Origin of the sequence: Azonexus caeni (assembly GCF_048146105.1) — a bacterium.
Lineage (GTDB): Bacteria > Pseudomonadota > Gammaproteobacteria > Burkholderiales > Rhodocyclaceae > Azonexus > Azonexus aromaticus_B.
This window is the reverse complement of the sequence record NZ_JBKJAD010000017.1, coordinates 1-23,921: the sequence shown is the minus strand read 5'-3', so window position 1 is coordinate 23,921 and position 23,921 is coordinate 1. Positions and strand designations below refer to the sequence as shown.

At 67.4% G+C, this 23,921-nt stretch carries 25 protein-coding genes and 1 tRNA gene; 12 read left to right on the top strand and 14 right to left on the bottom strand.

All coding sequences use genetic code 11. The features are described 5' to 3' along the window. Positions 1–3: 3 nt before the first annotated feature. From ACLIIZ_RS15010 to ACLIIZ_RS15000, 3 genes are all read right to left on the bottom strand, one after another. Positions 4–1,224, bottom strand: coding sequence for an RtcB family protein (locus tag ACLIIZ_RS15010; RefSeq protein ID WP_416693455.1), 1,221 nt, complete (start codon positions 1,222–1,224; stop codon positions 4–6). Between the two features lie 120 nt (positions 1,225–1,344). Beyond that, positions 1,345–2,481 (bottom strand): slipin family protein, encoded by a 1,137-nt coding sequence (locus ACLIIZ_RS15005; protein ID WP_416693454.1) that lies wholly within the window; start codon positions 2,479–2,481, stop codon positions 1,345–1,347. Positions 2,482–2,773: 292 nt separating this feature from the next. Beyond that, a tRNA-Met gene (locus tag ACLIIZ_RS15000) sits at positions 2,774–2,845 on the bottom strand. Positions 2,846–3,180: 335 nt separating this feature from the next. Here ACLIIZ_RS15000 and rtcR point away from each other — a divergent pair. After that, positions 3,181–4,779, top strand: coding sequence for an RNA repair transcriptional activator RtcR (rtcR, locus tag ACLIIZ_RS14995; RefSeq protein ID WP_416693452.1), 1,599 nt, complete (start codon positions 3,181–3,183; stop codon positions 4,777–4,779). Positions 4,780–4,796: 17 nt separating this feature from the next. Here the strand turns inward: rtcR and cobA are convergent, their stop codons facing one another. Next, positions 4,797–5,588, bottom strand: a complete 792-nt coding sequence (gene cobA, locus ACLIIZ_RS14990) for a uroporphyrinogen-III C-methyltransferase (RefSeq protein WP_416693451.1) — start codon at positions 5,586–5,588, stop codon at positions 4,797–4,799. Positions 5,589–5,775: 187 nt separating this feature from the next. Here cobA and ACLIIZ_RS14985 point away from each other — a divergent pair, with 187 nt between their 5' ends. Genes ACLIIZ_RS14985 through ACLIIZ_RS14940 form a run of 10 tightly spaced genes read left to right on the top strand, consistent with a single transcriptional unit; the run spans position 5,776 to position 14,593 of the window. Continuing rightward, entirely contained in the window at positions 5,776–7,494 is a 1,719-nt protein-coding gene (locus tag ACLIIZ_RS14985; protein ID WP_416693449.1) for a cytochrome D1 domain-containing protein, read from the top strand. A 52-nt stretch (positions 7,495–7,546) separates the two neighbouring features. Beyond that, complete coding sequence (locus ACLIIZ_RS14980; RefSeq protein ID WP_416693446.1) at positions 7,547–7,867, top strand: c-type cytochrome; 321 nt, start codon at positions 7,547–7,549, stop codon at positions 7,865–7,867. Positions 7,868–7,881: 14 nt separating this feature from the next. Further along, the gene (locus ACLIIZ_RS14975) at positions 7,882–8,196 is read left to right on the top strand and encodes a c-type cytochrome (RefSeq protein ID WP_416693443.1); all 315 of its coding nucleotides are present in this window, start codon (positions 7,882–7,884) and stop codon (positions 8,194–8,196) included. 14 nt (positions 8,197–8,210) lie between these two features. Next, positions 8,211–9,404 carry a cytochrome D1 domain-containing protein gene (locus tag ACLIIZ_RS14970; RefSeq protein WP_416693442.1) on the top strand — a complete coding sequence of 398 codons (1,194 nt, stop codon included), beginning with the start codon at positions 8,211–8,213 and terminating at the stop codon, positions 9,402–9,404. A 1-nt stretch (position 9,405) separates the two neighbouring features. Next, a complete protein-coding gene (gene ahbB / locus ACLIIZ_RS14965) occupies positions 9,406–10,416 on the top strand; it encodes a siroheme decarboxylase subunit beta (RefSeq protein WP_416693440.1) in 1,011 nt (336 codons plus the stop codon). Next, positions 10,409–10,861 (top strand): Lrp/AsnC family transcriptional regulator, encoded by a 453-nt coding sequence (locus tag ACLIIZ_RS14960; protein ID WP_416693438.1) that lies wholly within the window; start codon positions 10,409–10,411, stop codon positions 10,859–10,861. Before ahbB (ACLIIZ_RS14965) ends, ACLIIZ_RS14960 begins: the two co-directional genes overlap by 8 nt. Next, positions 10,858–11,376 carry a siroheme decarboxylase subunit beta gene (gene ahbB, locus ACLIIZ_RS14955; RefSeq protein ID WP_416693436.1) on the top strand — a complete coding sequence of 173 codons (519 nt, stop codon included), beginning with the start codon at positions 10,858–10,860 and terminating at the stop codon, positions 11,374–11,376. The genes ACLIIZ_RS14960 and ahbB (ACLIIZ_RS14955) overlap by 4 nt, the downstream gene beginning before the upstream one ends. Positions 11,377–11,379: 3 nt before the next feature. Further along, positions 11,380–12,573, top strand: coding sequence for a heme d1 biosynthesis radical SAM protein NirJ (gene nirJ, locus ACLIIZ_RS14950; protein WP_416693435.1), 1,194 nt, complete (start codon positions 11,380–11,382; stop codon positions 12,571–12,573). Next, complete coding sequence (locus tag ACLIIZ_RS14945; protein WP_416693433.1) at positions 12,570–14,111, top strand: cytochrome D1 domain-containing protein; 1,542 nt, start codon at positions 12,570–12,572, stop codon at positions 14,109–14,111. The genes nirJ and ACLIIZ_RS14945 overlap by 4 nt, the downstream gene beginning before the upstream one ends. Beyond that, positions 14,111–14,593: a hypothetical protein gene (locus tag ACLIIZ_RS14940; RefSeq protein WP_416693432.1), complete on the top strand. Its 483-nt coding sequence runs from the start codon at positions 14,111–14,113 to the stop codon at positions 14,591–14,593. Before ACLIIZ_RS14945 ends, ACLIIZ_RS14940 begins: the two co-directional genes overlap by 1 nt. A 161-nt stretch (positions 14,594–14,754) precedes the next feature. On the opposite strand, the gene ACLIIZ_RS14935 is transcribed toward ACLIIZ_RS14940, so the two are convergent. Continuing rightward, positions 14,755–15,219, bottom strand: coding sequence for a MuF-C-terminal domain-containing protein (locus tag ACLIIZ_RS14935; protein WP_416693430.1), 465 nt, complete (start codon positions 15,217–15,219; stop codon positions 14,755–14,757). Positions 15,220–15,370: 151 nt separating this feature from the next. Here ACLIIZ_RS14935 and ACLIIZ_RS14930 point away from each other — a divergent pair, with 151 nt between their 5' ends. After that, positions 15,371–15,598: a hypothetical protein gene (locus tag ACLIIZ_RS14930; protein ID WP_416693427.1), complete on the top strand. Its 228-nt coding sequence runs from the start codon at positions 15,371–15,373 to the stop codon at positions 15,596–15,598. 11 nt (positions 15,599–15,609) lie between these two features. On the opposite strand, the gene ACLIIZ_RS14925 is transcribed toward ACLIIZ_RS14930, so the two are convergent. The 9 genes from ACLIIZ_RS14925 to ACLIIZ_RS14885 form a co-directional block, all read right to left on the bottom strand. After that, on the bottom strand, positions 15,610–16,218 hold the full coding sequence (locus tag ACLIIZ_RS14925; RefSeq protein ID WP_416693425.1) for a hypothetical protein: 609 nt from the start codon (positions 16,216–16,218) through the stop codon (positions 15,610–15,612). A gap of 20 nt (positions 16,219–16,238) precedes the next feature. Next, positions 16,239–16,982, bottom strand: a complete 744-nt coding sequence (locus ACLIIZ_RS14920; protein ID WP_416693424.1) for a Crp/Fnr family transcriptional regulator — start codon at positions 16,980–16,982, stop codon at positions 16,239–16,241. Between the two features lie 4 nt (positions 16,983–16,986). Further along, a complete protein-coding gene (locus ACLIIZ_RS14915; protein WP_416693422.1) occupies positions 16,987–18,837 on the bottom strand; it encodes a nitric oxide reductase activation protein NorD in 1,851 nt (616 codons plus the stop codon). Further along, positions 18,838–19,854, bottom strand: coding sequence for a 4Fe-4S binding protein (locus ACLIIZ_RS14910; RefSeq protein WP_416693420.1), 1,017 nt, complete (start codon positions 19,852–19,854; stop codon positions 18,838–18,840). Between the two features lie 13 nt (positions 19,855–19,867). Next, positions 19,868–20,668 (bottom strand): CbbQ/NirQ/NorQ/GpvN family protein, encoded by an 801-nt coding sequence (locus ACLIIZ_RS14905; protein WP_416693418.1) that lies wholly within the window; start codon positions 20,666–20,668, stop codon positions 19,868–19,870. Further along, positions 20,665–20,961 (bottom strand): cytochrome C oxidase subunit IV family protein, encoded by a 297-nt coding sequence (locus ACLIIZ_RS14900; RefSeq protein ID WP_416693416.1) that lies wholly within the window; start codon positions 20,959–20,961, stop codon positions 20,665–20,667. Before ACLIIZ_RS14900 ends, ACLIIZ_RS14905 begins: the two co-directional genes overlap by 4 nt. Beyond that, the gene (locus tag ACLIIZ_RS14895; RefSeq protein ID WP_416693415.1) at positions 20,948–21,529 is read right to left on the bottom strand and encodes a cytochrome c oxidase subunit 3; all 582 of its coding nucleotides are present in this window, start codon (positions 21,527–21,529) and stop codon (positions 20,948–20,950) included. Before ACLIIZ_RS14895 ends, ACLIIZ_RS14900 begins: the two co-directional genes overlap by 14 nt. Positions 21,530–21,654: 125 nt before the next feature. After that, positions 21,655–23,034, bottom strand: coding sequence for a cbb3-type cytochrome c oxidase subunit I (locus ACLIIZ_RS14890; protein WP_416693414.1), 1,380 nt, complete (start codon positions 23,032–23,034; stop codon positions 21,655–21,657). 34 nt (positions 23,035–23,068) lie between these two features. Then, positions 23,069–23,494, bottom strand: a complete 426-nt coding sequence (locus tag ACLIIZ_RS14885; RefSeq protein ID WP_026687462.1) for a c-type cytochrome — start codon at positions 23,492–23,494, stop codon at positions 23,069–23,071. Positions 23,495–23,921: the final 427 nt, after the last annotated feature.

Below are 23,921 nucleotides of genomic sequence, written 5' to 3'. Positions count from 1 at the left end.
TTCCTATCCCTTCACACAAACCACCTGGCGCAGCGTATGCACCACCTCCACCAGCTCGCGCTGGGCGTGCATCACGGCGTCGATGTCCTTGTAGGCCATCGGGATTTCGTCGATGACTTCGCTGTCCTTGCGGCATTCGACGTGGGCGGTGGCCTTGATCTGGTCGTCCACGGTGAAGCGGCGCCTGGCTTCGTTGCGGCTCATGCTGCGGCCGGCGCCGTGGCTGCACGAGCAGAAGGCTTCTTCGTTGCCGAGGCCGCGCACGATGTAGCTGCGGGCGCCCATCGACCCCGGAATGATCCCGAGTTCGCCCTTCCTGGCCGACACCGCGCCTTTACGCGTAACCAGCACCTCGCTTCCGAAGTGGGTTTCGCGCTGCACGTAGTTGTGGTGGCAGTTCACCGCTTCGACGTCAGCCGTGAACGGCTTGGCGATCACCTGACGCGCGGCGGCAACCACGTTCACCATCATCACGTCGCGGTTACGGCGCGCGTAGTCCTGCGCCCAACCTACGGCATCGACGTAGTCGGCGAAGTGCTCGGAACCCTCTTCGAAGTAGGCGAGATCCTTGTCCGGCAGGTTGGCGATGTGCTGACGCATGTCGGCCTGAGCCAGTTCGATGAACAGGTTGCCGATGGCGTTGCCCACCCCGCGCGAACCGGAGTGCAGCATGAACCAAACGTGATCGGCCTCGTCGAGGCAGACTTCGATGAAGTGGTTGCCGGTGCCCAGCGTTCCCAGGTGCTTGTGGTTGTTGGTGTTCTTCAGGCGCGGGTACTTTTCGGTGATGCGCGCGAAACCCGGCAGCAACGAGGCCCACATGGCATCGACAGCTTCCGGCGGGTTTTCCCAGGCGCCCTTGTCGCGGCGGCTCTGGCGCGGCGGCGTGCGGCCGTGCGGCACTGCCGTCTCGATCGCCGAGCGCAGGCCGTGCAGGTTATCCGGCAGGTCGGCGGCGGTCAGCGTGGTGCGCGCCGCCATCATCCCACAGCCGATATCGACGCCGACCGCCGCCGGGATGATCGCGCCCTGCGTCGGGATCACGCTGCCGATGGTCGAACCCTTACCCAGATGCACGTCCGGCATCACCGCCAGGTGGCGGAAGATGAAGGGCATCTGCGCCGTGTTCATCAACTGCTTGCGCGCGTCGTCCTCGACCGGCACGCCTTCGGTCCACAGCTTGATCGGCTTGCCTGCGGTCACGTCTTGTACTTGATAGCTCATGTTTTCCTCATTCTTTTTGCCGCCATGGTAGCGGCTTTATTTCATTTGCATCCGTCGCAGGGCTGCCAAAGTGCGCGCCATCGCCAACTCACCCGGAAATCCTGGACGGCGCTGGAATCCTTACTTCGCCAGCGTCACCAGCCCGTTCAGCACCTGATCGAGGCCACCGAAGACCGAGATGCGGTCGATCCGTTCGGCGACCCGTTCCAGCGTTTCCAGTTCCTTCAAACGCAAGGCAACCGGGTTGTCTTCCATGACCTTGGCGGTGTTGAGCAGCGACCGGGTCGCCGCCGTTTCCTCGCGCCGGCGGATCACGTTGGCTTCGGCGGCTTTACCCGCTTCCACCACCTGCGCCAGGATGGTCTTCATCTCGCCCGGCAGCACGATGTCCTTGACGCCGACGCCGCCGATTTCGAGGCCGAAGCCGGCCAGCTTTCTGGCGACATGGCCGCTCACCACCTCGTCGATCAACTGCTTGTTCTCCAGCAGTTCGTCGAGGTTGCGCGTGCCGACCGCCGCCCGCAGGCCGAATTGCAGCTCGCGGTAGAGGTGTTCGGCCGGCTTGGCGAGCTTGGCGAAAGCCGTGCTCACATCGTCGAAACGCCAGGTGGCGGCGAGGTTGAGGCGCAGCCCGACCTTGTCGCGGGTGAGGATTTCCTGGCCGGTCACTTCCATGGTCTGCCAGCGCATATCGACCAGTTCCAGTTGCAGGTCGCGGTTGAAGCGCCAGTAGGCGGTGACGCCCGGCGCCAGCAAGGGCTGCTGGACGCCATCGATACGCAGCAGGCCGACATGCGCCGCCGGCACCTGGACGACGAAAACGCCGTTCAGCCCCAATACCGGGCGACCGCGCAAGGACGGTTGCAGCAGGCGTTTCACCATCTCCGTCGGCAAGGCGGCGCCGGCGCGCAGGTCGAGCTTTTCCAGCCGCTGCGCGAGCAGACCGCGCCAGAAGAAACGGCGCGCCGCTGGCGGCAGCACTTCGACCAGAACCTCGTTTTCATAGCGCAGCCCGACCTCGTCCTCGCTCAGTTCCATGCAGACGAAATGGCGCTCCGCCTCGGCGGGCTCGTTCTGGCGCAGGTAATCGACGAGTTCGCTATCGAGCATCGGCGTATCGGTATGCCACACGGTCAGCGACAACTCGTTGAACGGGTCGAAGAAATAGTGGCGGCCCGGATTCAGGATGCGCTGGAAATCGCCGTTGCGCAGCAGGGCGGCCCGTTCGTTCTTTTTCACGATGAAACGCTTCAACATTTTTCTACTCCCTCTTCGTCTTCAAACATCGTCGTCAACAATCACTGCTCAAACTTGCCGGCTCACGCCGGTCCGGCGGGCGCTTCGCCTGGCTCCCGCGGGGAGGCAGCCGCTGCGGACAACCGGGGCTGGCAGCGGCCCGGGCCAATCGCCCAGGCCACGCGGCCCCTGCCGCCCGACAGCGGATGCCCTGCCGCGCAAGCGGAGCGAAGCACCGGGCCGGACCGGCGGCGGGTGCTTGCGCATACCGCAGCCGGCGGGTACTGCTATAACCACTGTCGTGGAAGGACAGTTTCCGGAGCGGGAGTCGAACCCGCGTCAGACCGTTGATGAGACGGTTGCTCTACCTCTGAGCTATCCAGTAGGGGGATGACCGGGAATCGAACCCGAACGCGCCACCAGGCACCCCAATATCGCTTTCCCGCGACGGCGGCATACGGCGGAATGACCGGAAAACTCCTGATTCCACCGCACCGGCGGGGTCACAACCCCTAACCCGTCGGCCTTGCCGCAAGTCGGCGATGACTTCCCTATTGCCAGAGTCGTGCCAGCGCAGCAGAAAATCAGCAAGCCATTGATTTTCATTGGATTGATGAAAATCACGGCGATCACAAATCCTGATTTCGCGATAGTTTGCTATAGTGATTTATAAACTTTTCCAGTCTTCAGGCGGACCGCGCCGCCAGATTCCCCGTCACCATGAAAAAAACCGTCGTCATCGGCTTTCTCGGCACCCAGCTCGACTACGCCGGCAAGGGCAGCCCGCGCTGGGACAAGTGGCGGCCGACAGTCGCCCTGTGCCAGCAGGAAGACCTGGTCGTGCATCGCCTGGAACTGATCCACGACGCACGCAGCCGTGGGCTGGCCGAGCGCATCGGCAACGACATCGCCCGCATCTCACCGGAAACCGAGTTCAAGCGGCTGGAAATGGAACTGCGCGACCCCTGGGATTTCGAGGAGGTGTACACCGCCCTGCACGATCTGGCGCGCAGCTATCCCTTCGATACCGAGAACGAGGATTACCTGATCCACATCACCACCGGCACGCACGTCGCGCAAATTTGCTGGTTCCTGCTCGCCGAGGCGCATTACCTGCCGGCGCGCCTGTTGCAGACCTCGCCGCCGCGCAAGAAGGAGATTGCCAACAGCGTCGGCAGCTACGAGATCATCGACCTCGACCTCTCTCGCTACGACCGCATCGCCCAGCGCTTCGCCCGGGAGCGCGACGACAACCTGTCCTTCCTCAAATCCGGCATCGCCACGCGCAACCCGGCGTTCAACCGGATGATCGAGCAGATCGAGCAGGTCGCCGGCCGTTCGCGCGCGCCGATGCTGCTGGTCGGCCCGACCGGCGCCGGCAAGTCCTTCCTCGCCCGCCGCGTCTTTGAACTGAAACGCCAGCGCCAGCAACTGAAAGGCCGCTTCATCGAAGTGAACTGCGCCACGCTGCGCGGCGACTCGGCGATGTCCACGCTCTTCGGCCACAGCAAGGGGGCTTTCACCGGCGCCCAGCAGGAACGGCCGGGGCTGCTGCGTTCCGCCGACGGCGGCCTGCTCTTTCTCGACGAAATCGGCGAACTCGGTCTCGACGAGCAGGCCATGCTGCTCAAAGCCATCGAGGAAAAACGCTTCTTCCCCTTCGGCAGCGACCAGGAAGCGAGCAGCGACTTCCAGCTCATCGCCGGCACCCACCGCGACCTGCGCCAGTGGGTACGCCAGGGCAAGTTCCGCGAAGACCTCTACGCCCGCATCAACCTGTGGACCTTCGACCTGCCCGGCCTCGCCGGCCGCCCGGAAGACATCGAGCCCAACCTCGACTACGAACTGGAACGCTTCGCCGCCGAACACGGCCAGCAGGTGCGTTTCAACGTCGAAGCGCGGCGCCGCTACCTGGCCTTCGCCACCTCACAGGCCGCACGTTGGCACGGCAACTTCCGCGAGCTCGGCGCTTCCCTCACCCGCCTCGCCACGCTGGCCAGCGCCGGACGCATCACGGAAAGCGACGTCGCCGACGAAATCGCCCGCCTCACCGCCACCTGGGCCGACGCCCCGGCGGCGGACGCCAGCGCCCAGGTGCTCGGCGAGCTTGCCGAGCAGCTCGACCTGTTCGAGCGCTGCCAGTTGAACACCGTGATCGACACCTGCCGCAACAGCCCCAGCCTTTCCGAGGCCGGCCGCCGCCTGTTCGCGATTTCCCGCGCCGGGAAGAAACAGAGCAACGACGCCGACCGCCTGCGCAAATACCTCGCCCGTTTCGCGCTCGATTTCGAGACGCTGAAGAACGGCGCCCGCCGCTGAGCTGACGCCGCCCCCGCTCAGACGACGCTGACGACGCGCGCGGCGATACAGCACTCGCGCTCGCGTTCCGGCCGGTAGAGCCCGGTCACCGGGCCGATGACGATCAGCGATGGCGATTTGAGTCCGGCGTCGCGCACCGCGTCGGGCAGTTCGGCGATGCTCGCGTGCACCGTGCGCTGCGCCGAGGTGCTGGCCGACTGGACGACGACGCCTGGCGTCGCCGGGTCGAGGCCGTGTTCGATCAGGCGCTGGCAGATGATGGCGAGCGCCCCCAGCCCCATGTAGATCACCACCGTCTGCTGCGGCCGGGCGAGCGCCGGCCAGTCGAGGTCGGGGCTGCCGTCCTTGAGGTGGCCGGTGGTGAAGATCAGGGTCCGGGCGTGATCGCGGTGGGTCAGCGGGATGCCGGCGTAGGCGCCGACGCCGGCCGCCGAGGTGATGCCGGGTACGATCTCGCAGGCGATGCCGGCGGCTTCCAGCGCCTCCATCTCCTCACCGCCGCGGCCGAAGATGAAGGGATCGCCGCCCTTCAGCCGGATCACGCTGATGCCCTCGCGGGCCAGCTCGATCAGCAGGCGGTTGGTTTCCTCCTGCGGCAGCGCGTGGTGGCCGGCTTCCTTGCCGGCATAGACGCGACGCGCGCCAGCCGGCAACAGGTCGAGGATGCCCGGGCCGACCAGATGGTCATAGACCACCACCTCGGCCCGGGCGAGCAGCCGAGCGGCGCGCAGGGTCAGCAGTTCCGGGTCGCCGGGACCGGCGCCGACCAGGTAAACCTTGCCAAAAACTTCTCGTTCGATAGCCCTCATTTTTCTCCTCCGCGATGCCGATCCGGCGGCTGGACGATGCGTACCGGCCAGCGACGAAACCACTCTATCTGCTCGCCGGACGGAAAAAATTAAGAGACATCAAGGATTTCCCCGGCATGAAAAAAAGATACTGCCCGCACCGTCAATAACGGCAGCGTGTTTCGGAGCGGTTCTCAAGGAGAGGAAAATGAAACGGAATAAATGGTTGCAACGGTCGCTGGGACTGGCAATGCTTCCCCTGGCCATCGGCGTCGCCTTCGCGGACAACGCGAAGAAGGACGCCGCGGATGTGCAGTACCACGCCGGCGGTTCGCCGCTGGCCAACGTCGAGATGTATCAGGACATCAACCCGAAGGCGCCGCCGATGACCAAGGCGGAATTCGACAAGGCCCGCCGCATCTACTTCGAACGCTGCGCCGGCTGCCACGGCGTGCTGCGCAAGGGCGCCACCGGCAAGCCGCTGACCCCGGACATCACCCTCGACAAGGGCACCGACTACCTGAAGGTCTTCATCCAGTACGGTTCGCCGGCCGGCATGCCGAACTGGGGCACCTCCGGCGAACTGACCGACGCCGAAGTCGACCTGATGGCCCGCTACGTGCAGCAGACCCCGCCGCAGCCGCCGGAATACGGCATGGCCGAGATGAAGAACACCTGGAAGGTGATCGTGCCGCCGGAAAAACGGCCGACCAAGAAGATGAACAGCTACAACCTGGACAACATCTTCTCGACGACGCTGCGCGACAGCGGTGAAATCGCCCTGATCGACGGCGACAGCAAGCAGATCATCAACATCGTCAAGACCGGCTACGCCGTGCACATCTCGCGCACCTCGGCGTCCGGCCGCTACCTGTACGTGATCGGCCGCGACGCCAAGATCAACCTGATCGACCTGTGGATGCCGAAGCCGGACAACGTCGCCGAAGTGCGCATCGGCCTCGAGGCACGCTCGGTCGAAACTTCGAAGGCCAAGGGCTACGAGGACAAGTACGCGATCGCCGGCGCCTACTGGCCGCCGCAATTCACGATCATGAACGGCGACACCCTGGAGCCGCTGAAGATCGTCGGCACCCGCGGCATGACCGTGGACACCCAGGAATACCATCCGGAGCCGCGCGTCGCCTCGATCGTCGCTTCCCACTTCAAACCGGAGTTCGTGGTCAACGTCAAGGAAACCGGCAAGATCCTGATGGTCGATTACAGCAACATCAACGCCCTCAAGACCACCGAGATCGGCGCCGCCCGCTTCCTGCACGACGGCGGCTGGGACGCCTCGAAGCGCTACTTCATGGTCGCCGCCAACCAGTCGAACAAGGTTGCCGCGGTCGACGCCAAGGACGGCAAGCTGGCCGCCCTGATCGAAGTCGGCAAGATCCCGCACCCGGGACGCGGCGCCAACTTCGTCCATCCCAAGTTCGGCCCGGTCTGGGCGACCGGCCATCTCGGCGATGAGACGGTCAGCCTGATCGGCACCGATCCGCAGAAGCATCCGAAGCAGGCCTGGAAGGTCGTCGAAACCCTGAAGGGCCAGGGCGGCGGCTCGCTGTTCCTGAAGACCCATCCGAAGTCGAAGAACCTCTGGGTCGACACCGCGCTCAACCCGGACCCGCAGGTCAGCCAGTCGATCGCCGTCTTCGACATCGACAACCTCGGCAAGGGCTATCAGGTGCTGCCGATCGCCGAATGGGCTGGTGTCGGCGAAGGTGCCAAGCGCGTGCTGCAGCCGGAATACAACCTGGCCGGCGACGAAGTCTGGTTCTCGGTGTGGTCGGCGAAGAACCAGCAGTCGGCGATCGTCGTCGTCGATGACAAGACGCGCAAATTGAAGGCAGTGATCAAGGACTCGCGCCTGATCACGCCGACCGGCAAGTTCAACCTGCACAACACCCAGCACGACGTCTATTGACCCGTGCCGCGCGGAACCGGCCCGGCCGGTTCCGCTTCCGGAGGAGAAAACCATGAAATTCCTGATGCTTCCCGTCGTCCTCGCCCTCGGCGCCAGCCTGCCGCTGACCGCCATGGCGTCCGAGGCGATTGCCAAGCAGGCTGGCTGCCTGGCCTGTCACGCCAAGGACAAGAAACTGGTCGGCCCTGCGTTCAAGGACATCGCCGCCAAGTACCAGGGCGATGCCGGCGCGCCGGCCAAGCTCGCCGACAAGGTGCGCCAGGGCGGCAAGGGCGTCTGGGGGGCGATCCCGATGCCGCCGAACCCGGCGGCCAGGATCGGCGATGCCGACCTCAAGGCCGTCGTCGCCTGGATCCTGAAAGGCGGCGTCTGAGCGCCGGCCGCGCCATGCGCCCCCGCCTCGCCCTTTTGCTGCTGCCCGCCTGCCTAGGCGCGGCGGCGGCCCCGGACGCCGCCGCCGAACGCCGGCTGGTGCACCTGGTGCGCCAGGATTGCGGCTCCTGCCACGGCCTCACCCTCAAGGGCGGCCTCGGCCCGCCGCTGACCCCGGCCGCCCTCGCCGACAAGCCGGCCGACGGTCTCGCCCAGACCATCCTGCACGGCCGCCCCGCCACCCCGATGCCGCCCTTCCGCGGCCTGCTCGACGAAACCGAAGCAGCATGGATCGTCGACCGACTGCAGCGCGGCTTCCCGGCCGAATGAAACGGACTCCCGCCATGCCAGCCATCCCCGCCCTCGCCCGCTGCCGCAGGCTGCTCGCCTGCCTGCCCTTCCTCTTCCTCGCCGCCTGCGCCAGCCAGGCACCGCTACGCGGCAGCGGCGGCCTCGGCGTTGTCATCGAACGCGCCGACGGTCAGGTGCAGATCGTCGATCACCTCGCCCGCCGCAGCCTGGCCAGCGTCGCCGGCCTCGGCGACCTCTCGCACGCCTCCGTCGTCTTCTCGCGCGACGGCCGCTACGCCTATGTCTTCGGCCGCGACGGCGGGCTGAGCAAGGTCGACCTGCTGCAGGCGCGCGTCGAGCGGCGCATCGTCCAGGCCGGCAACAGCATCGGCGGCGCCATCTCGCAGGACGGCCGCCTGGTCGTCGCCCAGAACTACGAACCCGGCGGCATCAAGGCCTTCGACGCCGAAACCCTCGAACTGCTTGCCGACGTCCCGGCCGACTACGGCGACGGCCAGCGCTCCAAGGTGGTCGGCCTCGCCGACCTGAGCGGCAACCGCTTCGCCTACGCGCTGTTCGACGCCGGCGAAATCCGCATCACCGACCTGTCCGATCCGAAACAGCCGCGCACCCAGCGCTTTTCCGCCGGCAAGCAGCCCTACGACGCGCTGGTGACGCCGGACGGCCGCTACTACATCGCCGGCCTGTTCGGCGAGGACGGCCTCGCCCTGCTCGACACCTGGCAGCCGGAACTCGGCACCCGCCGCATCCTCGCCGGCTACGGCCGCGGCGAAGCGCCGCTGCCGGTGTACAAGATGCCGCACCTGCGCGGCTGGGCGATCGCCGGCGGCCGCGCCTACCTGCCGGCGATCGGCCGCCACGAGGTGCTGGTGGTCGACACCGCGAGCTGGCAGGAAGTCGGCCGCATTCCGGTCAAGAGCCAGCCGGTCTTCGTCATGGCGCGGCCGGACGGGCGCCAGATCTGGGTCAATTTCGCCTTCCCCGACAACGGCTGGCTGCAGGTCATCGACCCGCTGACCCAGCAGGTGAGCGCCACGCTGCAGCCCGGACAGGCGATCCTGCACCTCGAATTCTCGGCCAAGGGCGAACAGGTCTGGGTCTCGGCGCGCGACGACAACGCCGTGCTGGTCTTCGACACCGCCAGCCAGCGCCTGCTGCAGACGCTGCCGGCGCGCAGCCCGAGCGGCATCTTCTTTACCCAGCGCGCCTTCCGCATGGGGTTCTGAGATGACTGCCGACAGCCTCGCCACCCACCTGCCGCTGCTCAACGACTACCAGCAGCGCTTCCCGCTGTGCCCCGAGCCTTTCGCGGCGATCGGCGCGGCGCACGGCCTGACGCCGGCGGCGGTGCTCGACCTCTACCGGCGCTGGCAGGCCGACGGCCTGTTCTCCCGCATCGGCCCGGTGATCGCGCCGCACCGCGCCGGGACCAGCACGCTGGCCGCGCTGGCGGTGCCGGACGGGCGCCTCGACGCAGTCGCCGCACAGGTCAGCGCCTACGCCGAGGTGAACCACAACTACGAGCGCGAACACCGCTGGAACCTGTGGTTCGTCGCCACCGCCCCGGATGCTGCGCACCTCGCCGGCGTCCTCGCCCGGATCGCCACCGAAACTGGCTGCCCGCTGCTCGAACTGCCGCTGCAGACCGCCTACCATATCGACCTCGGCTTCGACCTCGCCGCCCCGCCCGGCCGCCGGCCAGCCGCGCCGGCGGCGGCGACGGGCGGCGCCCCGGCCTGCGCCTTGGACGGCATCGACCGCGCCCTGCTCGGCGCCCTGGCCGACGGCCTGCCGTTGTGCGAGCGCCCCTACGCGCCGGTCGCCGCCGCCGCTGGCGTAAGCGAGGCCTGGCTGCTGTCGCGCCTCGCCGAATGGCTGGACAGCGGCCTGCTCAAGCGCTTCGGCGTCGTCGTCCGGCACCATGAACTCGGCTACGTGGCCAACGCGATGTGCGTCTGGAACGTCCCGGAAGAACGCATCGACGCGCTCGGCCGCGAATTGGCGCGCGAACCCGGCGTCACCCTGTGTTATCGCCGGCGCCGGCAGATGCCGGACTGGCCGTACAACCTCTATTGCATGATCCACGGCCGCAGCCGCGAGGGCGTACTGCAACTGCGCGACGCGCTGGCCGGGCGCACCGGGCTCGACCGCCACCCCGGCCAGGTGCTGTTCAGCCGCCGCCGCTTCAAGCAGTGCGGCGCCCGCTACCAACTTTCCGCCGGAGCCTGCCATGACTGAGCTCGATACCATCGACCGCGCCATCATCAACGCCCTGCAGGGCGATTTCCCGCTCTGCCCGGCGCCCTTCGCCGCCGCCGCGGCGCCGCTCGGGCTGAGCGAGGGCGAACTGCTCGAACGCCTGCGCGCCCTGCGCGACGCCGGCACCCTGAGCCGCTTCGGCCCGCTCTACCAGATCGAACGCCTCGGCGGCGCCTTCTGCCTGGCGGCGATGGCGGTGCCGGAAGCGGACTTCGAGCGGGTCGCCGGCATCGTCAACGGCTTTGCCGAAGTCGCCCACAACTACCGGCGCGACCACCGCCTCAACATGTGGTTCGTGCTGGCTACCGAAACGCCGGCGGAGATCGCCGCCACCTGCGCCGCCATCGAGGCGGCGAGCGGCTTGCCGGTGCTGCCCTTTGCCAAGGAGCGGGAATACTTCGTCGACCTGAGGTTGCAGGCATGAACGCGCCCACCGCCCCCGACGCCTTCGAACGCCGCCTGGTGCGCGTCACCCAGGAAGGCCTGCCGCTGGTGCCACGCCCTTACGCCAGCATCGCCGCCGTCCTCGGCGTCAGCGAGGCGCAGGTCATCGAACGCTTGCAGGCGATGCTCGAACGCGGCGCCATCCGCCGCATCGGCGCCGTGCCCAACCACTACGCCATCGGCTACACGGCCAACGGCATGAGCGTCTGGGACATCGACGACAGCGCCGTCGACCGGGTCGGCGAGCTGCTCGGCCGGCAGGCGGCAGTCAGCCACTGCTACCGCCGGCCGCGCCGCCTGCCGGACTGGCCGTACAACCTGTTCGCCATGCTGCACGGCCGCCAGCGCGCCGAGGTGGACGCCCAACTGGCGGCGCTGGCCGCGCTGGTCGAGCGCGAATGCGGCGCCGTGGTGCGCGCGCGCGACATCCTGTTTTCCAGCCGCATCCTCAAGAAAACCGGCCTGCGCCTTGGCGCCGGCCCCCGGGAGACCTGAACCATGTTCCGCATCAGCCAGTTCCTCAGGGAAATCGATCAGCCGACGCCGGCCGGTCCGCGCCGTCACCCGCCCGGCCCGGTGGTGATCTGGAACCTGCTGCGTCGCTGCAACCTGACCTGCAAGCACTGCTACTCGATCTCCGCCGACAAGCACTTCCCCGGCGAGCTGAGCACGGACGAAATCAACACCGTGATGGACGACCTGCGCGCCTTCCGCGTGCCGGTGCTCATCCTTTCCGGCGGCGAGCCGCTGCTGCACCCGGACATCTACAGCATCGCCAGCCGCGCCAAGCGCCTCGGCTTCTACGTCGCGCTGTCGACCAACGGCACCCTGATCGACCGCGACAACATCGACCTGATCGACGCCATCGCCTTCGACTACGTCGGCATCAGCCTCGACGGCATCGCCACCACGCACGACCGCTTCCGCCGCCAGGAAGGCGCCTTCGCCGCCTCGCTGGCGGCGCTGCGGATGTGCCGCGAACGGCGCATCAAGGTCGGCGTCCGCTACACGATGACCGAGGACAACGCCCACGACCTGCCAGCGCTGCTGCGCCTGGTCGCCGACGAGGGCATCGACAAGTTCTACTTCTCGCACCTCAACTACGCCGGCCGCGGCAACAAGCACCGCGCCGACGACGCCCGCCACGCCAGCACGCGCGCCGCCATGGACCTCCTGTTCGACACCTGCCTGGACAGCCTGCGGCGCGGCGAGGACAAGGAGTTCGTCACCGGCAACAACGACGCCGACGGCGTCTACCTGCTGCACTGGGCGGCCCGCCGCTGCCCGCAAAGCCTGCCCAACCTGCTGGCCAAGCTGCGCCAGTGGGGCGGCAACGCCAGCGGCGTCAACGTCGCCAACATCGACAACCTGGGCAACGTGCACCCGGACACCATGTGGTGGCACCAGACCCTGGGCAACGTCCGCGAGCGGCCCTTCTCCGCCATCTGGAGCGACCCGGCCAACCCGCTGCTCGAGCGCCTGCGCGAACACCCGCGCCGCCTCGAAGGGCGCTGCGCCAGCTGCCGCTACCTCGCCATCTGCAACGGCAGTTCGCGGGTACGCGCCGAGCAGGTCACCGGTAATCCATGGGCCGAAGACCCCGGCTGCTACCTCGACGACGCCGAGATCGGCGGCGCCGCCAGCGAACGCATCTGCACCACGCCATGGACCCGCCTGGAGAAAGTCGCATGAAAGCCCGCCTCCTGCTCTGCCTCGCCATCGTCTGGCCGCTTTTCGCCAGCGCCGCCGAACCCGCCGCCCTCTACCGCCAGCACTGCGCTTCCTGCCACGGCGCCGACCGCCTCGGCGGCATCGGCCCGGCGCTGCTGCCGCAAAGCCTCGAACGCCTGCGCCGCCCGGAAGCCGAAAAGACCATCCGCGACGGCCGCATCGCCACCCAGATGCCGGCCTTCGCCACCACATTCGACGACGCCCAACTCAAGGCGCTGGCCGACTACCTCTACCAGGCGGAGACGCCGGCGCCGGCCTGGAGCGAGGCCGACATCCGCGCCTCGCGCATCGAGCACGTCGATCCGGCGACGCTCGCCGACCATCCGGTATTCAGCGCCGACCCGCTCAACCTCTTCGTCGTCGTCGAAAGCGGCGACCACCACGTCAGCATCCTCGACGGCGACCGCCTCGAACCGATCCACCGCTTCGCCTCGCGCTACGCCCTGCACGGCGGCCCCAAATTCTCGCCGGACGGCCGCTACGTCTATTTCGCCTCGCGCGACGGCTGGCTGAGCAAGTTCGACGTGTGGAACCTGACCACCGTCGCCGAAGTCCGCGCCGGCCTCAACACGCGCAATGCCGCCGTCTCCGGCGACGGTCGCCTGGTCATCGTCGCCAACACCCTGCCCGGCAACCTGGTGGTCTTCGACAGCGAGCTGCGCCTGCTCAAGACGATCGCCGCCACCAGCCTGGACGGCCGCCAGAGCTCGCGCGTCTCGGCGGTGTACGACGCCACGCCACGCAAGAGCTTCATCGCCGCGCTGAAGGACCTGCCGGAAGTCTGGGAAATCAGCTACGACGAGCGGGCGGCGCCGATCCACGACGGCCTGGTGCACGACTACCGGATGGGCGAGGCGATCGCCCGCCCCGGCTACCTGCATCCGCGGCGGACGCCGCTCGACACCGTGCTCGACGATTTCTTCTTCGATCAGAGCTACACCCACGTCATGGGCGCCAGCCGCGACGGCAAAGGGCAGGTGGTCAACCTCGACATCCGGCGCAAGGTCGCCGACCTGGCGCTGCCCGGCATGCCCCACCTCGGCTCCGGCATCACCTTCACCTGGCAGGGCAAGCCGGTGATGGCCTCGACCAACCTGAAGACCGGCGAAGTCAGTGTCATCGGCATGAACGACTGGCAGCTGGTCAAGACCATCCCGACCCGCGGCCCCGGCTTCTTCCTGCGCAGCCACAGCCAGTCGCGCTACGCCTTCGTCGATTCGATGATGAGCCGCGAAGGCCGCAACCACCTGCAACTGATCGACAAGGAAAGCCTCGAAGTGGTGCGCGAATTCACCGCCCCGCCCGGCCAGACGCTGGCCCACGTCGAATTCACCCGCGACGGCCGCTACGCGCTCGCCAGCCTGTGGGAAATGGACGGCGCGCTGGTCGTCTACGACATGCAGACGCTGCAGGAGGTGAAGCGCCTGCCGATGAAGAAACCGGTCGGCAAATACAACGTCTGGAACAAGACGCGCAAGGACGAAGGGACCAGCCACTGATGGACGATTTCAGCGCCCTCTGGCTGGCCCGCGCCGCGCACGTGATCGGCGTCGTGCTGTGGATCGGCGGCGTCGCCTTCGTCACCACCGCGCTGCTGCCGGCGATCCGCCGCGACTTCCCGGTCGCCGCCCAGCTCGCCGAATTCGAACGCTACGAACGCGGCTTCGGCCGCCAGGCGCGCTGGACCACGCAACTGGTCGGCGGCAGCGGCCTGTTCATGGTCTGGAAACTCGACCTCTGGTTCCGCTTCGCCACCCCCGACGCCTTCTGGATGCACGCGATGCTGGCCATCTACCTGCTCTTCACGCTGCTCCTCTTCGTCATCGAACCGCTCTTCTTCCACCGCCTGCTGCGCCACCTCGCGCAACGCGCCCCCGCCCTGCCGCTACGCCTCCTCGGCCGTCTGCACTGGCTGCTGCTCACCCTCAGCCTGCTCACCACCGGCTTCGCGGTGGCCGGGGCGCATGGCTGGGCAGTCTGAGGGGATCGAGGCCGGCACAAACCAAACTTGACTTGAAGGAAGCCCTGATCAAAAATGAAGGCGTCGAGGGGCCGAGCCCAATACCGTCACAATCAGAGTGCCGCTATCCCCGGACTTCGACAGCATCATGGGCCGCCTAGCGGCCCATGTGCTTTTCCGGCTTACCTCGACCACAGCAATAATCCCTGTTTCTCCCAGCGGCTGAACATTTCCGCGTGGTCCTTGGGGTAGGCACTTGCCAGCCAGTGAATATTCGGTTTGCCGGTCGAATCAGGTTTGTCGACCTTGATCGCGGCGATCACGGGTAACTGCCGAGTCATCTGGATCGTCAGAACGACGATGCTGTCCCCCTGGGTGGCCGACTGGAATACCGCATGCGGCGTGCAAACAAGTTGGTGCAGGTCGGCAATGACGGTCGGCGTCAGACCATGTTCGAAGATCATTTTTTCAATGATCGCCACTGAAGTCACAATCTCGAGATCGGGAATTCCCAGCGCACCCAGCAAATACGGCGGGAAGCGGCCAAGCAGCACCTGGTTACGGCGTTCCTGCTCACTCGCCGTGCCATCCAATCCAGCCTGTTGGATATCCCGTACCAAAGTCAGCGATAGACGGTGCTGTTTCATGGCTATGCATTTTGACTAAACAGCGCCATTCTAGCCTCATCCTCCAGCAAGCTTGCCCATACTGACCTCCCCAAGGACAATGGGAAACTGGCTCCGGCTTTTGTCGCCATCTCCCCGTTTTTACGCCTCATCCATTCGAGTTCGGAATTCCATGTTTGACATGCTGTTCAACTCAAAGGCCAGAAAAGAGAAAAAGCAGCGCAGGGCGCTCGCCGAAAAGCTGGCCCTGGAGGCTCTGGAGCAGTTCGAGAATGGCGCCGCCCCCAGCATGAGCTGTCCGAACTGCCTGAAGCCAATTGCGCTGACAAGCAACGAATCCTTCCTGCTGGCAAGCTGCCCTTGCGAAATGTGCAACGTCGCGCTGCAACGCCAGACTTGAGAGCAGCCCCCTCACCCAACCCGCAAATCAAACACCGCCGGATCATCGCGGTGTTCTGTAAGCAGGCGGGCGACGCGGTCCTGCCAGATTTCGCCGAAGCGCTGCCGGGCGGCGGCGTCGGCGGTGCCGAAGGTGACGGCGGCGAGCAGGTCGGAGAACGCCGGGTCGGCGGGCACCTGTTGCGGGTAGGCGGCGGCGTCGACGCGGGCGCCGGTGTCGAGACGTTCGAAACGCAGCTCGAGCGGGATGGTCGCCGCGAAGTTGAGCAGGCCGCGGCGGGCGTAACGGCCGCCCAGGCCCTTGAAGCCTTCGCTGCCGGCGGCACCGGTGAGGAGGCCGACGACGGCGGCGGTGACGCCGGTGACGCCTTCGTCGCGCGGCTGGCGGAAGCTGACGCGGATTTCGCCGCGCACCGGCAGCGCCGTGCCGTAGAGCAGCGTCAGCGCCCGCCAGGTCAGCCAGTAGGCGGCGGCGACGGTGGGGCAGGAATGGCCGGCCAGGCGGACGGCGTCGGCGTAGCCGTAGTCGAGGATGCCGTCGGCGCTGGCGCCGAGCAGCCCGGCCAGCGGATCGCGCAGGCGCAGGCGGGGAACGTGTTCGTAGAATTCAGGGAAGGACATGGCGGGTTCCTTGGACGAAATCAGACCAGGCCGGCGCGCAGGCGGCCGATGTCGGGGACGTGGATGAGGCGGCCCTGGACGACGACCAGGCCTTCGTCGACCAGTTCGTGAAGGATGCGCGAGAAGTGTTCCTGGGTCAGGTTGAGGCGCGAGGCGATGGTGCCCTTGTGCGTCGGCAGGCGGATCGTCACCGCGCCGGCGGTGGCGACCGGGCCGGCCATTTCTTCCTCGCGCAGCAGGTAGCCGATGATGCGCTCGCGGCCGGAACGCAGCGAGTGCGCTTCGAGGTCACCGATCAGGTGGTGCAGGCGCATCGACAGGCCGGCGATCAGCTTGCGGCACATCTGCGGGTCGCGCGCCAGTTCGGCGAACACCGCGTCCTTGGCGATGTGCAGCAGGCGGCAGTCGGTCAGCGCCTGCGCCATCAGCATGTAGGGGCGCTCCATGAACATCACCGCCTCGCCGAAGGTCTGGCCGGGGCGGATGATCTCGACCACCTTCTGGTTGCCGTCCTGGGAGATGAAGGCGAGCTTGATCTGGCCTTCCAGCGCCAGGTAGAAGCCGTGGCAGGGGTCGCCCTTGTGGAACAGGATGTTGCCCTTGTCGTAGTGCTCGCGCCGGCAACCGGCGGCGAGGCGCAACAGGTCGTCGGGGCGCAGCCCGGAGAACAGCGGCGTGCCGGCCAGGATTTGCGCCACTTCGAGCAGCACTGGGTCGCAAGCGGCATGGTCGTCGAAATCGGGCCGGGGAATGCAGGTCATCATGGCTTCACCTCGTCAGTTGGGCGTAGAACAGGGGAAGATGGAGCGGCAGCTCCTCCGGCTTGCGCAGCACGGCGTAGCCCTGCGGTCCGAACAGGTGGGGCAGGTAGCCGGCGCCTTCGCGGTCGATCGTCAGGCAGAAGGGCAGCAGGCCCAGGCGACGCGCTTCGAGCACCGCCGCCCGGGTGTCCTCGATGCCGTAGCGGCTGTCGTAGAGGTCGAGGTCGTTGGGCTTGCCGTCGGACAGGATGAGCAGGATGCGCCGGCTCGCCGCCTCCGCGTCGAGCAGCTGGCTGGCGCGGCGGATGGCGGCGCCGAGCCGGGTGTAGTAGCCGGGGCGGATGGCCTGGACGCGGCCGCGGATGCGGTCGTCGAAGGGATCGGCGAAATCCTTCAGGCGATGGAAGCGGACCTGCTGCCGGCGCACCGAGGAAAAGCCGCACAGCGCGAAGGCGTCGCCGGTGGCGGCGAGCGCCTCGCCGAACAGCAGCAGGGCGTCGCGGATGACGTCGATGACGCGCGCCTCGCTCGACACCCAGGCGTCGGTGGACAACGAGAGATCGGCGAGCACCAGGCAGGCGAGGTCGCGTTCGCGCCGTTCCAGCGACAGGTAGAGCTGCTCGCCGGGATGGCGGCCGCAGGCGCGGTCGGTGCAGGCGCGGACGACGGCGTCAAGGTCGGCCTCGCTGCCGTCGGGCTGCCCCTTGAGCCAGCGTCGGCCGGGCTGCAGGGCGGCGAACTGCTGGTGCAGGCGGCGCGCGGTACGGCGCAGGCGCGGCGGCAGCGGCGTCGGCACGGCATGGCGGGAAGCCAGCTCCTGCAGGCAGACGTGGTCGTCGAGCAGGCGACTCTTGCGGTAATCCCATTCCGGCAGGCGCAGGCCGGGACCGAGCACGATGTCGTCCTCGGCCGCCGACGGCAGGTCGAGGTCGAAGCGCACCCGCGAAGCGACCCGCTCGCCGGGCGCCGCTTCGGTCAGCGACAGGCGGTCGAGGTCAGCGGCGACCTCGGCGGCGTTGGCATCGGGATCGTCGTCGACGCCGCGATTGACGCGGATGAACTCGGCCACCGAGAGCAGGCTTTCGGCGCGGAAGTACATCATGATGCCGTCGCGCTGCGGCCCGGCATCCACGCGCTCGGCGCGGTGCGCCTGGGCGCCGCCGTCCTGCACCGCACCGGCGGCCGCGGCGCCGCCGTCGCCGGTCTTGTTCGGCGCGCCGGCGGCAACGGCGCCGGCCTCGCACCAGAGCAACACCGGCGCCGCCGGTGCGGCATCGGCCGGCAGTTGCGGCCAGGCGCTGACGCTGCCCGGTTCCAGCAGCGCCTGGCGCAGCGCGCTTTCCAGCGCCGCCTCGGCCGGCGGCAGTTGTGCCGGCGCCAGGCGCAGCGGCAGGTAGGCAGCGACCAGCCGCCGGTAACGCGTCGCCAGACCGGGAAAGTCGGCGAGCGCGGCGACCGTCGCCGCCTGGTTGCGGGTCGCCGGATCGGCCCCGGCGAGCGCCGCCGGCAGCCGATGCAGGCAGGCCGCCTGCGCCGCCAGCCAGTAATAGAGGTCGCGGTTCAGCGCACGCTCCGGAAACACCGCCAGGCGCGCCGGCAGGCGCAGGCTGGCGAGGTCGATGCGGGCCTGCGCCTGCCGCTCGCCGCTGCCGGCAACGCGCGCCAGCCAGGAACGGCGAGCCCCGTGGGCATCATTGGTGGCAGCGGCCAGACGCAAGCCGGGGTCGCCGCCGAGGGCGCGGAAATAGATACCGAGCGGGCGCTGCATCGCCTTCAGTTCGACGGCCGCCGCCGGATACTCGGCGCCGGCGGCGCGCGTCACCCAACGATGCCAGAGCTTGCCGACCCATTCTTCCATTTAATTTTCTCTCTCGTCCGCGAGGCGGTTGCCGGGGCGGAAGCCGGCCTCGTTGCGGCGCGCCGCGGCCGCCGCCACCCAATGCAGCAGCGGGCCGTCCGGGTTGTCCGCCTGGCTCTCGGCGCAGGCGCTCAGGCATTGGCCGCACTGGGTGCAGGTGAACATGTGGCGCTTGATGTTGCGCGGGTTGAGGCGCATCGGGCAGACCATGTCGCAGGCGGCCTGGCGGTCCGGCAGGCAGTCGTTGCAGGCGGCGCCGCGGGCGCGCTGGAAGCCGACCACCATCGCATCGCGGTTGCCGATCCAGATCAGCGACTGAAAGAGGCCGACGGCGCAGGCGTAGCGGCAGAACAGGTGGCGGGCGAAGAGGAATTCCAGGCTGAGGACGACGGTGGCGGCGCCGATGAACAGCGCCTGGTTGCGCGTCGGCGCGGCGCGCCACAGGTTGCCGTAGACCTCGGCCGGCGGCAGCAGGTAGGTGAGCAGCACCACCGCCCAGCACAGCGCGAAGGCCACCGCCGCCGGCACCACCAAGAGCCACCAGCGGCGGTCGGTGCGGCGCGGCCGGCCGTCCGGCTGCCACGGCGGCAGGATTTCCCTTTCCCACAGGCTGGGCTTGCCGGAGGCGCGCAGCATCAGCGTGTTGATGGTTTCGACCACGGAAAAATGCGGGCACAGCCAGCCGCAGTAGAGTCGCCCCCAGCGCCGGGCGACGCCGAGGAACAGCGCGGCGCCGGCCAGGAGCGGCAGGAACAGGCGCAGCAGCACGTTGCCGGCGGCCTCGCCGGCGCCAATGCGGCCGGCGATGAAGTCGTCGAGGCCGAGCCGCCATTCCATGCCGAGCAGCCAGGCGTGGCCGGCATTGAGGTCGTAGCGGAAGAGGTCGAACACCGGCGCCAGCACGAAGAGAACGAAGAAGCCCGCCTGCCAGGCCAGCCGCCGCCGCTGCAATGCCGCCGGCGCACCGGCGTTGCGGATCGGAATCACCCGGCGGGCGGCGCTCCCTGCCCCGTTCATCGTCCCGCCCCGGTCAGCGGCCGAAGGTGGCGGAAACCACCTCCATCAGCGCTTCGGCGACTTCCGGATCGTCGGTCAGGCTTTCGACGATGGCGCTGCGGCAGGCCAGCACCGGGTCCATGCCGTCGCCGACGAGGAGCGCCGCATACACCAGCAGGCGGGTGCTCGCCACTTCCTCCAGGTCGTGGTCGCGCAACTGGCGCAGGGCGGCGGCGATGCCGGCGAGGCGGCGGGCGAGGTCGGCGTCGCAGCCGGTTTCGCGGCGCAGGATGGCGGCCTCGCGCTCCGCCGTCGGGAAGTCGAAGCGCAGGCTGACGAAGCGCTGCCGGGTCGATGGCTTCATCCCCTTGAGCAGGTTCTGGTAGCCGGGGTTGTACGACACCACCAGCATGAACGACGGCGGCGCCGCCAGCAGTTCGCCGGTGCGGTCGATGGGCAGCAGGCGGCGGTCGTCGGCCAGCGGGTGGAGGACCACCGTGGTGTCCTTGCGCGCCTCGACCACCTCGTCCAGATAGCAGATGCCGCCGGCGCGCACCGCCCGGGTCAGCGGGCCGTCGCACCAGACGGTCTGGCCGTCGCCGATCAGGTGGCGGCCGACCAGGTCGGCGGCGGTGAGATCGTCGTGGCAGGCGACGGTGAACAGCGGCAGGCCCAGCTTCGCCGCCATGTGGGCGACGAAGCGCGTCTTGCCGCAGCCGGTCGGCCCCTTGATCAAGAGCGGCAGGCGGTTCTTCCAGGCCGATTCGAAGACCGTCGCCTCGTCGGCGCAGGGTTCGTAGAAGGGCGTGAGGTCGGCGGAGGCGGCGGCGTTCATGCGGACATTCCTTTCCAGTAAGCGAGGGCGATGACGACGCCGACCAGCAGCAGCCAGCCGACGATCAGCGCCGGCCAGAGCAGCGGCGCGCGGCGCAGCGCCATGAATTCGAGGGCGACGACGCTGCCCTTGGCGATGGCGAGCAGCAGCAGGACGGCGGTCAGCGCCGGGCCGCCCTGCCCTTCGCCGAGCGCCCAGGTAAGCAGCGTGGCGAGGACCAGCAGCAGCCAGAGCAGCGCGGTACGCGCCGGCGTTCCGTGCGGGCCGGCGGAAGACGGATCAATGGATGACATAGACGAGCGGGAAGAGGATCAGCCAGACCAGGTCGACCATGTGCCAGTAGGCGGCGCCGCTCTCCAGGCCGTTCATCGCGCCCGGGCCGTAGTGGCCGCGGCGCAGGCCGTGCCAGAGCACGGCGAGGATGACCAGGCCGAGGATCACGTGCATGAAATGGAAGAAGGTCAGCGACAGGTAGAACATCTGGAACGGCCCACCCGACAGATTGACCCCGGCGGCGAAGGCGAGCGCGTATTCGTGGCCCTTGACGCCGAGGAAGGCAAAACCGCAGACGATGGCGCCGAGCAGCCAGGGCGCCGCCCGGGCGCCGTCGCCGCGCGCCGCGCCCTGCACGGCGCGGACGACCAGGGCGCTGGCGCTCAGCAGCAACAGGGTGTTGATGGCGCCGGCGTTGCGGTCGAGCAATTGCTGGCCGGCTTCGAACAGCGCCGGATGGCGGGCCCGGGTGAAGGCGTAGGCGGCGAAGAAGACGCCGAAGGCGAGCAGCTCGGCGAGGATGAAGATCCAGATGGCGAGGTCGCCGGCCAGGTGACGCGGCGGCGGCAGGGAAAGATCGACTTGCATGCCGCGCAGTCTAGGCGCCGCCTCCGGGCGGGGCTTTGATGCGTGCTAAATTCGTCCGGCCGCGGCCAAGGTGAACAAAAAAGGGGCGGCTCGCGCCGCCCCGAAAACAACTATCCACTCGCTTGTTATTGGGCGCCAACCCGGCTTTCGCCCTTGACGAAGAAGCTGACCAGGTAGATCACCAGGCCGATCAGGAAGATCACGCCGCTGATCTCGCGCAGCCAGTAGAACAGCGAAATCTGGTCCTGCGTCGCCATGAAGGACAGCGGCGCGGTCGAGATGCGCTGCAGCCAGACCTGCAGGATGCCGGCGGCGGTCAGGAACAGCGTGATGAAGACCATGGCGATGGTCATCAGCCAGAAGCTCCACATCTCCAGCACCTGGGCCCGCGGCGAATTGGCGGCACGACCGCGCAGGATCGGCATGGCGTAGCTGATCAGCGTCAGGACGACCATCACGTAGGCGCCGTAGAAGGCCATGTGACCGTGGGCGGCGGTGATCTGCGAACCGTGGGTGTAGTAGTTGACCGGGGCCAGGGTGTGCAGGAAGCCCCAGACGCCGGCGCCGAGGAAGGCCATGACGCCGGTGCCGAGCGCCCACAGCACGGCAGCCTTGTTCGGATGCTCGCGGCGGCGACGGTTGACCATGTTGAAGGCGAAGACGGTCATCGCGAAGAACGGGATCGGTTCCAGGGCCGAGAACACCGAACCCCACCACTGCCAGTATTCCGGCGCGCCGATCCAGTAGTAATGGTGACCGGTACCGATGATGCCGGTGACCAGCGTCAGGGTGATGATCACGTACAGCCACTTCTCGATCACTTCGCGGTCCACGCCGGTGACCTTGATCAGGACGAAGGCGAGCAGCGCACCGAGGATCAGTTCCCAGACGCCTTCCACCCAGAGATGGACGACCCACCACCAGTAGTACTTGTCCTTGACCAGGTTGTGCGGGTTGTAGAAGGAGAACAGGAAGAAGATCGCCAGACCCCACAGGCCGAGCAGCAACACCATCGAAATCGCCGTCTTGCGCCCCTTCAGCATGGTCATGCTGATGTTGAAGAGGAAGCCGAGGGCGACGATGACGATGCCGATCTTGGTCAGCAAGGGCTGTTCGAGGAACTCGCGGCCCATCGTCGCCAGGATGTCGTTACCGGTCATCTCGGCCAGCGTGGCATAGGGCACGAACAGGTAACCGAGGATGGTCAGCGCCCCGGCGACGAGGAAGATCCAGAACAGCCCGAGCGCCAGCTTGGGACTATACAACTCGGTTTCCGACTCCTCCGGCACCATGTAGTAGGCCGCGCCCATGAAACCGAACAGCAGCCAGACGATCAGCAGGTTGGTGTGAACCATCCGGGCAACGTTGAAAGGCAGGGCGGGAAAGAGGAAATCCCCGACCACGTACTGGAGGCCCATGATCAGTCCAAAGACGATCTGCCCCACGAACAGGCCGATTGCCGCCACGAAATAGGGCTTGGCAACCGCTTGGCTCTTGTATTGCATCGCGATACTCCTTGAATGTCGAAACTCGGCGGGCTCAGCCTTCGATGTTGGGCGGCCAGTTGGCGGTGTTGATCTCGGAGGCGTACTTCAGGAAGGCCACCAGATCGTCGAGTTCCTTGTCGCTCAGATGAAACTGCGGCATCTGCCGCCGTCCCGGCGCGCCGGTCGGCTGCGCCTGGATCCACGCCTTGATGAAGTCCGGACCGCGCCGGACATAGACGTTGCCGAGCTCCGGCGCGAAATAGGCGCCCTCGCCGAGCAGGGTGTGGCAACCGATGCAGTTGCGCGTCTCCCAGATCTTCTTGCCGGCAATCACCTCCGGCGTCAGATTCTGGCTGTTGTCCCGCTTCGGCAGCGCCTGGTTGGTGTCATAGGTGAGAGCCAGGAATAGGAGGAAGAAGAAGACCGTTCCCCCGTAGAAAATATTCCGGGCCATCGATTTCGTGAAAGTTCCGCTCATCGTGCGCTCCTGTGCATGGTGTGGAGCGCATTGTCCGCGTCAGCCCGGCGGCCCATCCATGATGTACATCAAGAACGAAAATCCGGCGGAAACGGCCGGCTGGCGGGGGTGTGAGCGCTTGACAGGTGGGGAAGGCAGCAGGCGGGAGCGGCGACGAATGTTGTAATGTTTGCTATTTGTTGATGGCTGTCGGTTGCTCGGCAAAAGCGGTCGTTGGCCTGGTACGCTTGATCGGGCGGCAAGGCGCCGGTTTCCAGTCGCTCGGCTTTGAGGCCGCACGAACGACGGCTTCTCTTCCGATCTAGGGGCTGTTCACATTTGCGGAATTGTGTTTACATCCTGTCTTTTGGATACAAGACATGGATCGCCGAATGCTCACCGATGACCAGTGGTCACGCATAGCGGATTTTCTGCCTGGGAAGTCCAC

Bases quoted from the DNA above. Each gene is read 5' to 3' on its own strand.
- ACLIIZ_RS14895 (WP_416693415.1), bottom strand. From the start codon at position 21,529: ATGCAAGTCGATCTTTCCCTGCCGCCGCCGCGTCACCTGGCCGGCGAC.
- ACLIIZ_RS14920 (WP_416693424.1), bottom strand. From the start codon at position 16,982: ATGATGACCTGCATTCCCCGGCCCGATTTCGACGACCATGCCGCTTGC.
- ACLIIZ_RS14900 (WP_416693416.1), bottom strand. From the start codon at position 20,961: ATGTCATCCATTGATCCGTCTTCCGCCGGCCCGCACGGAACGCCGGCG.
- ACLIIZ_RS14910 (WP_416693420.1), bottom strand. From the start codon at position 19,854: ATGAACGGGGCAGGGAGCGCCGCCCGCCGGGTGATTCCGATCCGCAAC.
- ACLIIZ_RS14905 (WP_416693418.1), bottom strand. From the start codon at position 20,668: ATGAACGCCGCCGCCTCCGCCGACCTCACGCCCTTCTACGAACCCTGC.
- ACLIIZ_RS14940 (WP_416693432.1), top strand. From the start codon at position 14,111: ATGGACGATTTCAGCGCCCTCTGGCTGGCCCGCGCCGCGCACGTGATC.
- ACLIIZ_RS15010 (WP_416693455.1), bottom strand. From the start codon at position 1,224: ATGAGCTATCAAGTACAAGACGTGACCGCAGGCAAGCCGATCAAGCTG.
- ACLIIZ_RS14970 (WP_416693442.1), top strand. From the start codon at position 8,211: ATGCCAGCCATCCCCGCCCTCGCCCGCTGCCGCAGGCTGCTCGCCTGC.
- ahbB (WP_416693436.1), top strand. From the start codon at position 10,858: ATGAACGCGCCCACCGCCCCCGACGCCTTCGAACGCCGCCTGGTGCGC.
- ACLIIZ_RS14915 (WP_416693422.1), bottom strand. From the start codon at position 18,837: ATGGAAGAATGGGTCGGCAAGCTCTGGCATCGTTGGGTGACGCGCGCC.
- ACLIIZ_RS14935 (WP_416693430.1), bottom strand. From the start codon at position 15,219: ATGAAACAGCACCGTCTATCGCTGACTTTGGTACGGGATATCCAACAG.
- ACLIIZ_RS15005 (WP_416693454.1), bottom strand. From the start codon at position 2,481: ATGTTGAAGCGTTTCATCGTGAAAAAGAACGAACGGGCCGCCCTGCTG.
- ACLIIZ_RS14930 (WP_416693427.1), top strand. From the start codon at position 15,371: ATGTTTGACATGCTGTTCAACTCAAAGGCCAGAAAAGAGAAAAAGCAG.
- cobA (WP_416693451.1), bottom strand. From the start codon at position 5,588: ATGAGGGCTATCGAACGAGAAGTTTTTGGCAAGGTTTACCTGGTCGGC.
- nirJ (WP_416693435.1), top strand. From the start codon at position 11,380: ATGTTCCGCATCAGCCAGTTCCTCAGGGAAATCGATCAGCCGACGCCG.
- ahbB (WP_416693440.1), top strand. From the start codon at position 9,406: ATGACTGCCGACAGCCTCGCCACCCACCTGCCGCTGCTCAACGACTAC.
- ACLIIZ_RS14975 (WP_416693443.1), top strand. From the start codon at position 7,882: ATGCGCCCCCGCCTCGCCCTTTTGCTGCTGCCCGCCTGCCTAGGCGCG.
- ACLIIZ_RS14980 (WP_416693446.1), top strand. From the start codon at position 7,547: ATGAAATTCCTGATGCTTCCCGTCGTCCTCGCCCTCGGCGCCAGCCTG.
- ACLIIZ_RS14985 (WP_416693449.1), top strand. From the start codon at position 5,776: ATGAAACGGAATAAATGGTTGCAACGGTCGCTGGGACTGGCAATGCTT.
- ACLIIZ_RS14885 (WP_026687462.1), bottom strand. From the start codon at position 23,494: ATGAGCGGAACTTTCACGAAATCGATGGCCCGGAATATTTTCTACGGG.
- ACLIIZ_RS14925 (WP_416693425.1), bottom strand. From the start codon at position 16,218: ATGTCCTTCCCTGAATTCTACGAACACGTTCCCCGCCTGCGCCTGCGC.
- ACLIIZ_RS14890 (WP_416693414.1), bottom strand. From the start codon at position 23,034: ATGCAATACAAGAGCCAAGCGGTTGCCAAGCCCTATTTCGTGGCGGCA.
- ACLIIZ_RS14945 (WP_416693433.1), top strand. From the start codon at position 12,570: ATGAAAGCCCGCCTCCTGCTCTGCCTCGCCATCGTCTGGCCGCTTTTC.
- rtcR (WP_416693452.1), top strand. From the start codon at position 3,181: ATGAAAAAAACCGTCGTCATCGGCTTTCTCGGCACCCAGCTCGACTAC.
- ACLIIZ_RS14960 (WP_416693438.1), top strand. From the start codon at position 10,409: ATGACTGAGCTCGATACCATCGACCGCGCCATCATCAACGCCCTGCAG.